This is a genomic window from Streptomyces sp. NPDC092370 (assembly GCF_044755265.1).
Lineage (GTDB): Bacteria > Actinomycetota > Actinomycetes > Streptomycetales > Streptomycetaceae > Streptomyces.
The window spans coordinates 123,232-135,755 of the sequence record NZ_JBIVQO010000017.1; the positions used below are offsets into that span (position 1 = coordinate 123,232).

14 protein-coding genes, 1 tRNA gene and 1 pseudogene are annotated in these 12,524 nt (G+C 71.2%); 8 read left to right on the plus strand and 8 right to left on the minus strand.

Annotated elements, in window-relative coordinates; all coding sequences use genetic code 11:
• Positions 1–12: 12 nt before the first annotated feature.
• From ACIQHQ_RS34955 to ACIQHQ_RS34965, 3 genes are read right to left on the minus strand one after another with little or no spacing between them, the layout of a single operon-like run.
• Positions 13–405 carry a YidH family protein gene (locus tag ACIQHQ_RS34955; RefSeq protein ID WP_104778612.1) on the minus strand — a complete coding sequence of 131 codons (393 nt, stop codon included), beginning with the start codon at positions 403–405 and terminating at the stop codon, positions 13–15.
• 38 nt (positions 406–443) lie between these two features.
• Positions 444–959 (minus strand): NUDIX hydrolase, encoded by a 516-nt coding sequence (locus ACIQHQ_RS34960; protein WP_402620056.1) that lies wholly within the window; start codon positions 957–959, stop codon positions 444–446.
• 45 nt (positions 960–1,004) lie between these two features.
• Positions 1,005–1,910, minus strand: coding sequence for a DMT family transporter (locus tag ACIQHQ_RS34965; protein WP_402620058.1), 906 nt, complete (start codon positions 1,908–1,910; stop codon positions 1,005–1,007).
• A gap of 362 nt (positions 1,911–2,272) precedes the next feature.
• Here ACIQHQ_RS34965 and ACIQHQ_RS34970 point away from each other — a divergent pair, with 362 nt between their 5' ends.
• From ACIQHQ_RS34970 to ACIQHQ_RS34985, 4 genes are all read left to right on the plus strand, one after another.
• Positions 2,273–3,223 carry a hypothetical protein gene (locus ACIQHQ_RS34970; protein ID WP_402620113.1) on the plus strand — a complete coding sequence of 317 codons (951 nt, stop codon included), beginning with the start codon at positions 2,273–2,275 and terminating at the stop codon, positions 3,221–3,223.
• Positions 3,224–3,257: 34 nt separating this feature from the next.
• Positions 3,258–4,793, plus strand: a complete 1,536-nt coding sequence (locus ACIQHQ_RS34975; protein ID WP_402620061.1) for an APC family permease — start codon at positions 3,258–3,260, stop codon at positions 4,791–4,793.
• A 111-nt stretch (positions 4,794–4,904) separates the two neighbouring features.
• Complete coding sequence (locus tag ACIQHQ_RS34980) at positions 4,905–5,630, plus strand: molybdopterin-dependent oxidoreductase (protein WP_402620116.1); 726 nt, start codon at positions 4,905–4,907, stop codon at positions 5,628–5,630.
• Positions 5,614–6,237, plus strand: coding sequence for a cytochrome b/b6 domain-containing protein (locus ACIQHQ_RS34985; RefSeq protein WP_402620063.1), 624 nt, complete (start codon positions 5,614–5,616; stop codon positions 6,235–6,237). Before ACIQHQ_RS34980 ends, ACIQHQ_RS34985 begins: the two co-directional genes overlap by 17 nt.
• Positions 6,238–6,325: 88 nt before the next feature.
• Here ACIQHQ_RS34985 and ACIQHQ_RS34990 read toward each other — a convergent pair.
• From ACIQHQ_RS34990 to ACIQHQ_RS35000, 3 genes and pseudogenes are all read right to left on the minus strand, one after another.
• A pseudogene (locus ACIQHQ_RS34990) lies at positions 6,326–6,590 on the minus strand (SDR family NAD(P)-dependent oxidoreductase); the annotation flags it as partial.
• Positions 6,591–6,640: 50 nt separating this feature from the next.
• Positions 6,641–8,038 (minus strand): gluconate:H+ symporter, encoded by a 1,398-nt coding sequence (locus ACIQHQ_RS34995; protein ID WP_402620066.1) that lies wholly within the window; start codon positions 8,036–8,038, stop codon positions 6,641–6,643.
• 57 nt (positions 8,039–8,095) lie between these two features.
• On the minus strand, positions 8,096–8,614 hold the full coding sequence (locus tag ACIQHQ_RS35000) for a gluconokinase (protein WP_402620069.1): 519 nt from the start codon (positions 8,612–8,614) through the stop codon (positions 8,096–8,098).
• A 138-nt stretch (positions 8,615–8,752) separates the two neighbouring features.
• On the opposite strand from ACIQHQ_RS35000, the gene ACIQHQ_RS35005 reads away from it, so the two are divergent.
• Positions 8,753–9,454 (plus strand): FadR/GntR family transcriptional regulator, encoded by a 702-nt coding sequence (locus ACIQHQ_RS35005; protein ID WP_402620072.1) that lies wholly within the window; start codon positions 8,753–8,755, stop codon positions 9,452–9,454.
• 3 nt (positions 9,455–9,457) lie between these two features.
• Here the strand turns inward: ACIQHQ_RS35005 and ACIQHQ_RS35010 are convergent, their stop codons facing one another.
• Complete coding sequence (locus tag ACIQHQ_RS35010) at positions 9,458–9,832, minus strand: YchJ family protein (RefSeq protein ID WP_402620075.1); 375 nt, start codon at positions 9,830–9,832, stop codon at positions 9,458–9,460.
• A 63-nt stretch (positions 9,833–9,895) separates the two neighbouring features.
• A tRNA-Leu gene (locus ACIQHQ_RS35015) sits at positions 9,896–9,980 on the minus strand.
• A gap of 195 nt (positions 9,981–10,175) precedes the next feature.
• On the opposite strand from ACIQHQ_RS35015, the gene ACIQHQ_RS35020 reads away from it, so the two are divergent.
• From ACIQHQ_RS35020 to ACIQHQ_RS35030, 3 genes are all read left to right on the plus strand, one after another.
• Positions 10,176–11,501, plus strand: coding sequence for a M20/M25/M40 family metallo-hydrolase (locus ACIQHQ_RS35020; RefSeq protein ID WP_402620078.1), 1,326 nt, complete (start codon positions 10,176–10,178; stop codon positions 11,499–11,501).
• Between the two features lie 149 nt (positions 11,502–11,650).
• Positions 11,651–11,884, plus strand: a complete 234-nt coding sequence (chpH, locus tag ACIQHQ_RS35025; protein WP_402620081.1) for a chaplin ChpH — start codon at positions 11,651–11,653, stop codon at positions 11,882–11,884.
• 130 nt (positions 11,885–12,014) lie between these two features.
• A partial coding sequence (locus ACIQHQ_RS35030; RefSeq protein ID WP_402620084.1) for a chaplin occupies positions 12,015–12,524 on the plus strand: 510 nt, incomplete at its 3' end.

A 12,524-nucleotide genomic window follows, 5' to 3' on the forward strand; every position in this document is an offset into this window, starting at 1 on the left:
CGGCCGGGGCGCTCACCCCTCCCACCCCACGAGCACCACGACGACCATGGCGACCGCCACGACGGCGACGACGAGGCTCAGCAGGGCCGGGAACCGCGACACCGGCAGATCCTCGCCCCGGCGCATGGCCCGCTCGCAGCGCACCCAGTGGTTGACGGCCCGCAGCGAGCAGAGCACGCCCGCCGCCAGCAGGGCGAGCGCCAGCCCGACCCGCCAGCCCCAGCGCAGATCCGGCAGGAACTGGTCCACGGCGAAGCCGCCGCCGATCAGCGCGAGCGCGGTGCGCAGCCAGGCCAGGAAGGTACGTTCGTTCGCCAGGGAGAACCGGTAGTCGGGCGTCTCACCGTCCTCCCGGACCTCGGCGGGCGCGAACCACAACCGGACGTTCCGCACGAACTCGATCACGTGCGCGACCCTACCCGGGAGCCCGGCCCGGCTCCGCTTCAGCCGGCCGACCGGAACGCCTTGAGCCGCTCGTAGGCCGCCAGGCCGTCCGGCACCCACTCCCAGTCGTCCAGGCGCCGCTCGATCTCGTCCTCGGGCAGGAAATCGTGCCAGGCCACCTCTTCGGCCTGCGGCCGTACGGGGAGCTCGCAGCGGACCTCGTAGACCGCCGACCACCAGCTGCGTCCGGAGCCGTTGTCGTAGAGGAACGTGAAGAGATGGCGGGGCAGGGGGAGGCCGGTCACGCCCAGTTCCTCCTCGGCCTCCCGCAGGGCCGCCGTGTCGTAGGACTCGCCCGCGCCGACGACTCCGCCGACGAACATGTCGTACAGGGAGGGGAAGACCAGCTTGGTGGGGGTGCGCCGGTGCACGAAGACGCGGCCCCGGGCGTCCCGGGCCTGGATGAACACACAGCGATGGCGCAGGCCCCGGGCGTAGACCTCGCCGCGGGGGAACTGCCCGATGACATGGTCGTTCTCGTCGACGATGTCGAGGATCTCGTCAGCAGCGCTCATGCCCTCATCCAAGCAGGGCGCGTGCCCGCGCAGGGGCGGGGTCCGTCAGGGCGAGGCCGGGCTCACCGCGGGTGTGGCCACCCGTGCCCGCTCCGGTGCCCCCTGCGGCATCGCCGGATGCAGACCCAGCAGTACGATCCCGGCGACCACGGCCAGCAGGCCACCGGCCTCCCAGCTCAAGGCCGCCGCGTCGGTGCGCAGCCGGTCGCCCAGGAAGCCGACGCCGCAGACGATCCCGGCGAGCGGCTGGGCCGCGGTCAGGGCCGGCAGCGACTTGCGCAAGGACGCGGTCTCGAACGCGCTCTGTACGAGGACCAGCCCCGTGACGCCCAGCGCCAGCACCGCGTACGGCTCCCAGCCGGTGAGCAGCTCGGCGAGGCCGTCCTCGGAGGCCTTCTGCCCGCTGACCCGGGTCAGCGCGTCCTGCACGCCGTAGAGCAGTCCGGCGGCCAGAGCCAGCAGCACCGGACCGGAGCTCAGCCGGGACCGCCTGCCGTGGGCCGTCAGCAGCAGGGCGAGGCCGATCATGACCCCGATGATCACCCACTGCCGTGCCGGATCGGCCGTCGCGGCGCCGCCCTCCGGCCGGCCCGCCACGATGAACGCGGTCACCCCGCCCGCCAGCAGGAAGAGGCCGGCCCAGCCCTGGCGGCCCAGCGGCTGCCGGGTCTGCCGACGGGAGAGGGCGAGCGCGAAGAGCAGGTTCGTCGCGAGCAGCGGCTCCACGAGCGACAGCTCACCCTGCCCCAGTGCGGCGGCGCCGAGGCCCATGCCGGCCACCATCAGCGCGATGCCGCCGAGCCAGCGGGGCACCTTCACGAGGTCGATCAGCAGCCGGAAGGAGAGGAAGTCGCTCAGCGGGGCTCGCTGAGCCGCGTTCTGCTGGAGGACGAATCCGAAGCCCAGACAGCAGGCGGCGCCCAGGGCGAGCGCCATAACTAGAACCGACACGCGGTGTACCTCGATCGTCAGGTCGGGTCACGGTTGCGTAAGGGCCGACTGTACCGGCCGGCTCCGCCCGGCGCGCCCGTACGTCATGCCATCGTCGGGGGCGATGACAACCCGCGCTATGACGTGGGTCACAAAGGGCAAAGGGGGAAAATCGGTCACCACCACATTGGCCTCTTCTGCCTCTCGGATCACAATTCCCTCACAAGTAACGACAGTTGACGCGTGTAACGCCCCTGCGGGCCTTGACGGAAACCATTGGCTGCGGCTTGGCTGTGCGTGATCAGCTCATGGCAGTGCGCTCATACGCGCTCCCTCTGCCGCCGTGAGCCGGAACACAAGAAGAGCGCGTGAGGAAGTTCGCGGTGCCCCCACCCCCGCCTCCCCTCGGCCGCGGCCGCAGACGTGCGGCGCAGGCCTTCGACGAGGCCCTCGACGACGCCGATCTCGTGGCCGCCCGTGCCGCGCTGGCACAGGGCCGCTGGCAGAGCGCCCGTTCCCTGCTGGTGCACACCGGCGACGACTGGGACCGGCGGGGCCACCGCGTCACCGTCCTCGCGCGCGAGTCCTACTGCGCCGCGTGGGCCCGGGAGTGGCTGCTCGCCGAACCCGAGTCCGCCGACGCCTCCGTGCTGCTCGCCTTCGCCGAGGTCCGGCGCGTCCTGCACGGCAAGGCCAAGCCGGTCCGCGCCCGCGAGGCCTGCCGGGCCGCCGCGGACCGTGCCCCCGCCGATCCCACCCCGTGGCTGGGCCTGCTCCTGCTGGAGTGCGCGCTCGGCAGTGACCAGGACGTGGTCCGCGGCTTCGAAGCGGTCCGCGGCCGGTATGCCGACCACCACCACGCCCACCACCTGATGGTCGCCCGGCTCGCCGGCCGCCGCACCGAGGCCGGCCCGGACCCGCTGCACGAGGTCTACGACTTCGCCAACTGGGCCGCCGAACAGGCCCCCGCCGACTCCCCGCTCGCGATCCTGCCGGTCATCGCGCACGCCGAGCGCTACCGCGTGCTGGCCGCCGCCGGGCACGAACCCGCCGACCCGGCCGCCTCCGGCCACTGGGCGGACCGCCGCGCCCGGCAGGTCATGAAGGCCGCCTTCGACTGGTGGCTGGAGTGGGAACTGGAGGGGCACCCGCGGCGGCTGATCGACCTGAACTTCCTCGCCCACGCAAAGGTCTGCGAGGGGCGGGGCGCCGAGGCCGCCGCCCTGTTCCACCGGATCGGCCGCTACGCGACCCCGGCTCCCTGGTCGTACCCGGACCGCGACCCGCACACCGCCTTCGCCGCCGCCCGCGCCGGAGCGCTCGGCACGGCCTGACACCCCCGCCCCGAAGAGTGAGGACGCTCCCCCGATGACCACGGACAGTTCGAGAACGAGCCCATCCGCCACCGGCGGCATCAGTACGTTCAAGGGGCAGGAGCGCGCCCTGCGCGCCGACCGGCTCGGGACCGGGGGACTGCTGCTCTCCGTCCTCGCCGCGACCGCCCCGCTCATGGTCGTCGCGGGTGTCATGCCCACTGCATTCGCGGTGATGGGCATTGTCGGCCAGCCGCTGCTCTTCGTCCTCCTCGGCGTCGTCCTGATCCTTTTCAGCATCGGCTACGCCGAGATGAGCCGCCACGTCCACAACGCGGGCGCCTTCTACGCGTACATCTCCCGCGGCCTCGGCGGCACCGCCGGCGCGAGCGCCGCCCTGGTGGCCCTCGTCGCCTACAACGCGCTCCAGGTCGGCATCTACGGCATCTTCGGCTTCGAGGTCTCCGGGCTCCTCGCCACCTACGCCGACGTGGAGATCGCCTGGTGGATACCGGCTCTCGTGGCCGTGCTCGCCGTCGGGCTGCTGGGCTGGCTCAAGATCGACGTCAACGCCCGCGTGCTCGGCGTACTGCTGGTCGTCGAGGTGCTCCTGGTCGTCGTCTTCGACGTGGCCGCCCTCACCGACCCCGGCAAGGAGGGCCTGTCGCTGCACGCCTTCAACCCCGACACCCTCACCGGCGCCGGTGTCGGCACCGCCCTGTGCTTCTGCATCGCCGCGTTCCTCGGCTTCGAGCAGGCCCCGGTGTACGCCGAGGAGACCAGCCGCCCGCACGTCCTGGTGCCGCGCGTGATGTTCCTCGCCGTGGGCGGGGTCGCCGTCTTCTTCGCGCTGAGCTCTTGGGCCCTCACCGTCGCCACCGGCCCCTCCGCCGTCGTCGGCACGGCCCAGAAGCAGAGCGCCGGACTGCTGTTCTTCCTCACCGAGTCCCGCCTCGGCGGCACCTTCACGGACGTCCTGCACATCCTGTTCGTCACCGGCATGTTCGCCGCGCTGCTCAGCTTCCACAACGTCGTCGCCCGCTACGCCTTCGCCATGGGCCGCGAGGGCCTGCTGCCCGCCGCCTTCGGCCGCACCAGCGGCAGCAGCGGCGCCCCGGGCACCGGCTCGCTGCTCCAGACCGTCGTGGCCGTGGTGGTCGTGGCCGCCTTCGCGATCACCGACGACAAGCCGGCCGGTGACCCGACCGCGCCCGTGCTGCACCTGTTCACCTGGTTCGGCAACATCGGTGCCCTCGGCGTGATCGTGCTGATGGCGGCGGCCTCCCTGTCGGTCGTCGTCTTCTTCGTCCGCCGCGGCGCCGCGGGCACCCAGGCCTGGCGGCTGGTCACCTCCGCGCTCGCGGGCATCGCCCTGCTGGTCATCGCCGGATACACGGTGAAGGACTTCGAGGTGCTGGTCGGCGCCGGCCCCGACTCCTCGCTGAGCTGGGTGCTGCCCGGCACCGTCGGCCTCGCCGCGCTCGCAGGCGTCGTCCTCGGCCTGGTACTGCGCGCCCGCGCCCCCGAGAGGCACGCCCGGATCGGCCTCGGCAACGAGGCGTTCCAACTGGACAAGGCGGCCTCCTCCTGACGCGGCCCGCGCAAGAAGTGGTTACGGAAATCTGACGAGCACCCGCGCCCCCTGTCGCACCGGGGCCGCGGGTGTTCGAATGACAACGTGAACGAGGACGTACACGAGGGTGTGAACGACGAACACCCCGAAGAGCGGGGTGCCCCGATCGGCCGCCGCGTCTTCCTCGGCACCCTCGCCCTGGGAGCCGTCGGCGTGGTCGCCGCGCCCCCGCTGCAACGCGGCCTGGAGGGCTTCCTCGGCGGCGCGGCCGACAAGGACCCCACCGGACTGACCGGCCTGCTCCCGAACGGCGGCGGCTTCCGCTACTACTCGGTCGCCACGTCCGTCCCGCGCAAGAACGCCCGCGGCTACCGCCTCACCGTGGACGGCCTGGTCGACCGCCCCACGACCTACACCCTCGACGATCTCAAGGCCCTTCCCCAGACCCGCATGGTCCGCGACGTCCAGTGCGTCACGGGCTGGCGTGTGCCCCACACCCCCTTCGAGGGCGTACGCCTGTCCCGGCTCCTGGACGCGGCCCGGGTCCGCCCCACGGCCAGGGCCGTCCGCTTCACCTGCTTCGACGGCACGTACACCGAGAGCCTCACCCTCGACCAAGCCCGCCGCGCCGACGTCCTGGTCGCCCTGCGCATGCAGGACAAGGACCTCGGCCACTCGCACGGCGGCCCGGTCCGCCTCTACGTGGCGCCCATGTACTTCTACAAGTCGGCCAAGTGGCTCTCCGGCATCACCGTCACCGACGAGGTCCGGCCGGGCTACTGGGAGGAGCGCGGCTACGACGTCGACGCCTGGGTGGGCCGCTCGAACGGACGGGACGATGAGCCTACGAGCTGACACGCCGCCGACCACGGTCGACGTGCGCCGCTTCTCCCCTGTGCAGCGCTGGATCCACCGCACGACGGCCGCACTGATGGGCCTCTGCGTCGTCACGGCGGCCTGCCTCTACATCCCCCAGCTCGCCGAACTCGTCGGCCGCCGCGCGCTGGTCGTCACCCTGCACCAGTGGGCGGGCCTCGCCCTGCCCGTACCCGTCCTGGCCGGCCTCGCCTCCCGCACGTTCCGCGCCGACCTCGGCCGCCTCAACCGCTTCGGCCCGCACGACCGCACCTGGCTGCGCGCCGCCCTGCACCGCGACAAGCGCCACGCGTCCCGCCCCGCGGCCAAGTTCAACGCCGGCCAGAAGATCTACGCGGCCTGGATCGCCGGCGCCACACTGGTCATGCTCGCCACCGGCGTGATGATGTGGTTCACCCACCTCACCCCCATCCTCTGGCGCACCAGCGCCACCTTCGTCCACGACTGGCTGGCCCTCACCATCGGCATCGTCCTGGCCGGCCACATCGGCATGGCCCTGGCGGACCCGGAGGCCAGAAGGGGTATGCGCACCGGCACGGTGACCAGAGCCTGGGCAGACCGAGAGCACCCTCTGTGGCGCCCGTAGCCGTTCGGGGGCGCGGGGAACTGCGCTTCAAGCCACACCACACCCGCACCCTCAAGCCACACCACACCCGCACCCGCCCTCGCCGACGAGGGGCACGCCGTTGCCTGCCCGCGTTTGTCGACGAGGATGTCGAGCGGGTCCACCCGCTCCTCGACCTCGGCGACCTCCGAGGAAGACCACCGATGATCCGTCGGTCAGGTCGAACGCGGCCGTGTCCGCGCGGTCACCGGGCGGTTCGGCGGTGCCTCGGCGAGCCGGTCCTGGTCGCGCCCGTTCAGGACGACCGTGCAGCCGGCCTCCGCCGGCCCGTGCGCGAGGGCGGGTCCGATGCCCCGGCCGGAGCCGGTGACCACGGCCGTACGGCTGTCGAAGAGGGGGGTGAGGCGCCACCGCCGCGGCGCTCCTAGATCACGAGGGACAACAGCAGGACGATGCCGCCCGCGACCACGGAGATGATGCACTCCATGACCGACCAGGTCTTCAGGTTCTGGCCGACGCTGAGGCCGAAGTACTCCTTGACCAGCCAGAATCCGGCGTCGTTGACGTGGCTCAGGAAGAGCGAGCCGGCGCCGATGGCGAGGACCAGCAGCGCGGTGTGCGTGGTCGACATGTCGGCGGCGAGTGGGGCGACCAGACCGGCGGCCGAGACCGTCGCCACCGTCGCCGAACCGGTCGCCAGCCGGATCGCCACCGCGATCAGCCAGGCCAGCAGCAGCGCCGGGATCGACCAGTCCTCGGAGATCTCCAGCACCATCCGGCCGACGCCGGAGTCGATCAGGGTCTGCTTGAAGCCGCCGCCCGCGCCGACGATCAGCAGGATGCCCGCGATCGGCATGAGGCCCTTCTCGACGAGCGGCGGGATCCGCTCCTTGCCGAACCCGGCGGGCCGCAGCAGCGTGAAGATGCCCACCAGCACCGAGGCGAGCAGGGCGATCATCGGGGCGCCGATGACGTCGAAGATCCGCTGCACCAGGTTCTCGGGGTCGTCCACGACGATGTCGACCAGTGCCTTGGCGAGCATCAGGATCACCGGCAGCAGCACCGTGAACAGGGTGGCGCCGAATCCGGGCCGCTTGTCGAGCTCGTCGGAGGCGCGCTGCGGAATCATGTTCTCGGGCGCGGGGACGTCCACCCAGCGGGCCGCGTACCTGGAGAACACCGGACCGGCGATGACCACCGTGGGTATGGCGACGAGGACGCCGAGCGCCAGCGTGATGCCGAGGTCGGCCCCGACCGCGTCGATCGCGACCAGCGGACCGGGGTGCGGCGGCACCAGCCCGTGCATCACGGACAGGCCCGCGAGCGCCGGGATGCCGATGCGCATCAGCGAGTAGTTGCCGCGCTTGGCGACCATCAGGACCACCGGGATCAGCAGCACGATGCCGACCTCGAAGAACAGCGGCAGCCCGATCACGGAGGCGATCAGCACCATCGCCCACGGCATCGACCGCCCGCCGGCCTTGGCGAGGATGGTGTCGACGATCTGGTCGGCGCCACCGGAGTCGGCGAGCATCTTGCCGAGGATCGCCCCGAGGGCGATCAGCACACCGACGCCGGCGACCGTGGAGCCGAGGCCGGCGCTGAAGCTGAGGAGCACCTTGTCCAGCGGCGCCCCGGCGATCGCACCGAGCGCCAGCGACCCGATGGTCAGCGACAGGAAGGCGTGCAGCTTGAACTTGGTGATGAGCAGGACGATGACGGCGATGCCCGCCAGGACGGCGATGCCCAGCTGAGCGTGGCCGGCCGAGGTGATCGGCTCGGGTGCGTCCGCTGCCAGCATCTCGACGCTGAGTCCGGTCACGGTGGTTCCCTTGCGTTGGGGAGGGGGGAGGGGGGAGGGGGGAGAAGGCGCCAGGGGTTACCGGGAGGGCTCGGGGAGGTCCGCCAGGGCGTGCGCCGCCCGCTCGGTGATCTCCTCCGGGCCGCCCGCGACATCCACACCGATCCCCGCCTCGTCCGCCTGAAGGGGCTGGAGCGTGGCGAACTGGGAGTCGAGCAGCGCGGTGGGCATGAAGTGCCCCTGCCGGTGCGACATCCGCTCCTCGATCAGCGTCCGCTCACCCGTGAGGTGCACGAAGACCACGCCCGGTGCGGCGGCCCGCAGCCGATCGCGGTACGACCGCTTCAGCGCCGAGCAGCTGACCACCCCGCCGAGTCCGGCCCGCCCGTGCGCCCACGCGCCGATGGCGTCGAGCCAGGGCAGACGGTCCTCGTCGGTGAGGGGAGTACCGGCCGACATCTTGGCGATGTTGGCCGACGGGTGGAAGTCGTCGCCCTCGGCGTACGAAACGCCGAGCCGGGCCGCGAGCAGGGGACCGATGGTGCTCTTGCCGGTGCCCGCTACGCCCATGACCACGACGACATGGGGGGTGTTCATCGCTGCCTCACTGCCTGCTGTCCGAGGTCGACACATGATGTCGACGCAACTGAAACCCATTAGGTATGACGAATTCAAGAGGTCGGGATGAATAAGTCTGACCTTTTGGTGGCGTGATCTACCCCGTACGCTGAGTGCATGAGCACACCGGGCCGGGGGCTGCACGGCCGCGTACTGGACACCCTCGGCCCCGCGATCACGGCGGGTGAGTACCCTCCGGGCAGCGTCCTGCGTACGGACGAGCTCGCCCAGCGTTTCGACGTGTCACGCTCGGTGATGCGCGAGGCGGTCCGGGTCCTGGAGTCCATGTACCTGGTCGAATCGCGTCGTCGTGTCGGGGTGACGGTCCGTCCGAAGTCGGAGTGGAACGTCTACGACCCGCAGGTCATCCGCTGGCGGCTGGCGGGCGCCGACCGCCCCGGGCAGCTGCGGTCCCTCACGGTGCTGCGCTCGGCGATCGAACCGGTCGCGGCCGGTCTCGCCGCCCGGCACGCCACATCGGAGCAGTGCGCGGAACTCACCGAGTGCGCCCTCGGCATGGTCGCCCACTCACGGGGCCACAAGCTGGAGGGGTACCTCTTGCACGACGTCGCCTTCCACCGCGTCATCCTGGACGCGTCCGGCAACGAGATGTTCGCCCGGCTCGGGGACGTCGTCGCCGAGGTCCTGACCGGCCGCACCCAGCACGACGTGATGTTCGAGGACCCCGACCCGGCCGCCGTCACCCTGCACGTCCAGGTCGCCGAGGCGGTCCGCGCGGGCGACGCGGCCCGGGCGGAGGAGCTGACCCGCCAGATCACGGCCGGCGCCCTCCGGGAACTCGACATCCTGGCGCCGTAGCGGCTACGCCGGAAACTCCCCGTCGACGTACGCCCAGGCGCCGTCGACCCGTTCGAACCGGCTCCGCTCGTGCAGTGAACCGCCCCGGTACGACGCCCGGAACTCCACGCTGCCGGTGGAGTGGAACGCGGACCCGTCCTTCGTCTCCAGGATCTCCAGGCCCGTCCACCGCGTCCCCGGATCCAACTCCAGGGTTGCGGGCCGCGTCCGCGGATGCCAGGTCCGCAGCAGATATCCGACGTCCCCCTTCACGAAGGCGCAGTACCGCGACCGCATCAGCGCTTCGGCGGCCGGCGCGGCAGCCGCGCCGGAGTGGTACCGGCCACAGCACGCCTCGTAGGCCTGGGGGAGCCCGCAAGGACAGGAACGCCTGGTCATGGTCACCTTTCCGCGGCAACGACCGAGGGCCGCGACCTCGCGGTCGCGGCCCTCAGCCTCATGTGTCCGAGGGGGGACTTGAACCCCCACGCCCGATAAAGGGCACTAGCACCTCAAGCTAGCGCGTCTGCCATTCCGCCACCCGGACAAGGTGTCTGTCGCGCGGGTTCTCCCCGCGGCGACGACGTAAACATTACCAGGCTTTCCAGGGTGGCCGATCACCCCCTTCCACACCCCCGCGAGGCGTGAACGGCCTGTGACAGGCCGGGAGCGGCCTTGGGGCGCGGGCGCGGGAGAGAGAGGATGAGGGGGACCCACCAGCAGTGACAGCGGGAGGAAGCACGTGAGCGAGACGGACACGGCCAGGAGCGTCACCGGCGAGGACGAGGTCGTGGACCTCTGCCGCGAGCTGATCCAGATCGACACCAGCAACTACGGCGACCACTCGGGTCCGGGCGAGCGGAAGGCGGCCGAGTACGTCGCCGAGAAGCTGGCCGAGGTCGGGCTCGAACCACAGATCTTCGAGTCCCACCCGGGCCGGGCCTCCACCGTGGCGCGGATCGAGGGCGAGGACCCCTCCCGGCCCGCGCTCCTCATCCACGGCCACACCGACGTCGTACCGGCCAACGCGGACGACTGGACCCACCACCCCTTCTCCGGCGAGGTCGCCGACGGCTGCGTGTGGGGTCGCGGGGCCGTCGACATGAAGGACATGGACGCGATGACCCTCGCGGTCGTCCGCGACCGGCTGCGCAGCGGCCGCAAGCCCCCGCGCGACATCGTCCTCGCGTTCCTCGCCGACGAGGAGGCCGGCGGCACGTACGGCGCCAAGCACCTCGTCCGCAACCACCCCGACCTGTTCGAGGGCGTCACCGAGGCGATCAGCGAAGTGGGCGGATTCTCGTTCACCGTGAGCGAGCAGCGCCGGCTCTACCTGATCCAGACGGCCGAGAAGGGCATGCGCTGGATGAAGCTCACCGTGGCCGGCACGGCCGGGCACGGGTCGATGATCCACCGGGACAACGCGATCACCGAGCTGTCCGAGGCCGTGGCGCGGCTGGGGCGGCACAAGTTCCCGGTGCGGGTCACCAAGACCACCCGCGCCTTCCTCGACGAGCTCGGTGACGCGCTCGGTACCGAGCTGGACCCGGAGGACATGGAGTCGACCCTGGTGAGGCTCGGCGGCATCGCCAAGTTCATCGGCGCGACGCTGAGCAACACGGCCAACCCCACGCAGCTCGGTGCCGGCTACAAGGTCAACGTCATCCCGGGCGAGGCGACTGCCCACGTCGACGGACGCTTCCTGCCCGGACACGAGGAGGAGTTCCTCACCGACCTCGACCGCATCCTCGGCCCCAAGGTGCGGCGCGAGGACATCCACGCCGACAAGGCCGTGGAGACCACCTTCGACGGGGCGCTCGTGGCGGCGATGCAGTCGGCGCTGCTGGCCGAGGACCCGACGGCCAAGGCGATTCCCTACATGCTCTCCGGCGGGACGGACGCCAAGTCCTTCGACGACCTCGGCATCCGCGGCTTCGGCTTCGTGCCGCTGAAGCTGCCGCCGGAGCTGGACTTCGCCGGCATGTTCCACGGCGTGGACGAGCGGGTGCCGGTGGAGGGCCTGCGGTTCGGCGTGCGCGTGCTCGACCGCTTCATCGACGCGTCCTGAAGGCGCCCTGCCGACGGGCGCTATTCGGGCACCCGTGCGGAATTGACTGGGAAGAGTGAATGCGACGATAAGTTCGTAGCCTCATTACCCCCTCCTCGTTGAGCGACATGCGATCGCAAGACGGGTCGCTTTGCCAACTAGGAGGAATAATGATCAAGAAGGTCGTCGCTGCTGCGGCTGCCACCGGTGGGCTGGTTCTCGCGGGCGCGGGCCTGGCCGTCGCCGACTCGGGTGCTCAGGGTACCGCCACGCACTCCCCGGGCGTCCTGTCCGGCAACGTTGTTCAGGCGCCCGTTCACATCCCGGTGAACGCCTGCGGCAACACGGTCTCCGTGATCGGGCTGCTGAACCCTGCCTTCGGCAACACCTGCATCAACCAGTGATGCTTTCCCCTCGCTGAGGGGAGTTCCGAGCCGTTGGTCCCGGAGTGCGTGCCATGCGCTCCGGGGCCGAACGCTTCTTTCGAGGAATTCGAGAAGAATTCAAGACAGGGTCGAAGGCAGGTATTCAGCAATGCGACAGGCTACCCGCAAGGGTCTGATGACCGTGGCGGCCGCGACCGGCGTGATCGCCGCCGCGGGCGGCTCCGCGCACGCCGCATCGAGCGCCCAGGGCGCCGCTTCGGGATCGCCGGGCGTGCTGTCCGGGAACTCGGTGCAGGCGCCGGTGCACGCGCCGGTGAACGTCTGCGGCAACACGGTCGACGTCATCGGTGTGCTCAACCCGTCGGTCGGCAATTCGTGCGGCGACAACGGCGGTGGATCGTCGTCGGAGGGCGTCCAACAGGGTGGTCACGGTGGCTCGTACGCGGGTGGTCACGCCACCGACTCGCCCGGCGTCGGTTCGGGCAACCTCGTCCAGGCGCCGGTGCACGTGCCGGTGAACGTGTGCGGTAACAGTGTCGACGTCATCGGTGTGCTCAACCGGTCGGTCGGCAATTCGTGCGGCGACAACGGCGGTGGATCGTCGTCGGAGGGCGTCCAACAGGGTGGTCACGGTGGCTCGTACGCGGGTGGTCACGCC

What these genes read in the sequence shown, in the direction of transcription:
- ACIQHQ_RS34960 (WP_402620056.1), bottom strand. Translation starts at nt 959, where the DNA reads ATGAGCGCTGCTGACGAGATCCTCGACATCGTCGACGAGAACGACCAT.
- ACIQHQ_RS34975 (WP_402620061.1), top strand. Translation starts at nt 3,258, where the DNA reads ATGACCACGGACAGTTCGAGAACGAGCCCATCCGCCACCGGCGGCATC.
- ACIQHQ_RS34985 (WP_402620063.1), top strand. Translation starts at nt 5,614, where the DNA reads ATGAGCCTACGAGCTGACACGCCGCCGACCACGGTCGACGTGCGCCGC.
- ACIQHQ_RS35000 (WP_402620069.1), bottom strand. Translation starts at nt 8,614, where the DNA reads ATGAACACCCCCCATGTCGTCGTGGTCATGGGCGTAGCGGGCACCGGC.
- ACIQHQ_RS35005 (WP_402620072.1), top strand. Translation starts at nt 8,753, where the DNA reads ATGAGCACACCGGGCCGGGGGCTGCACGGCCGCGTACTGGACACCCTC.
- ACIQHQ_RS35010 (WP_402620075.1), bottom strand. Translation starts at nt 9,832, where the DNA reads ATGACCAGGCGTTCCTGTCCTTGCGGGCTCCCCCAGGCCTACGAGGCG.
- chpH (WP_402620081.1), top strand. Translation starts at nt 11,651, where the DNA reads ATGATCAAGAAGGTCGTCGCTGCTGCGGCTGCCACCGGTGGGCTGGTT.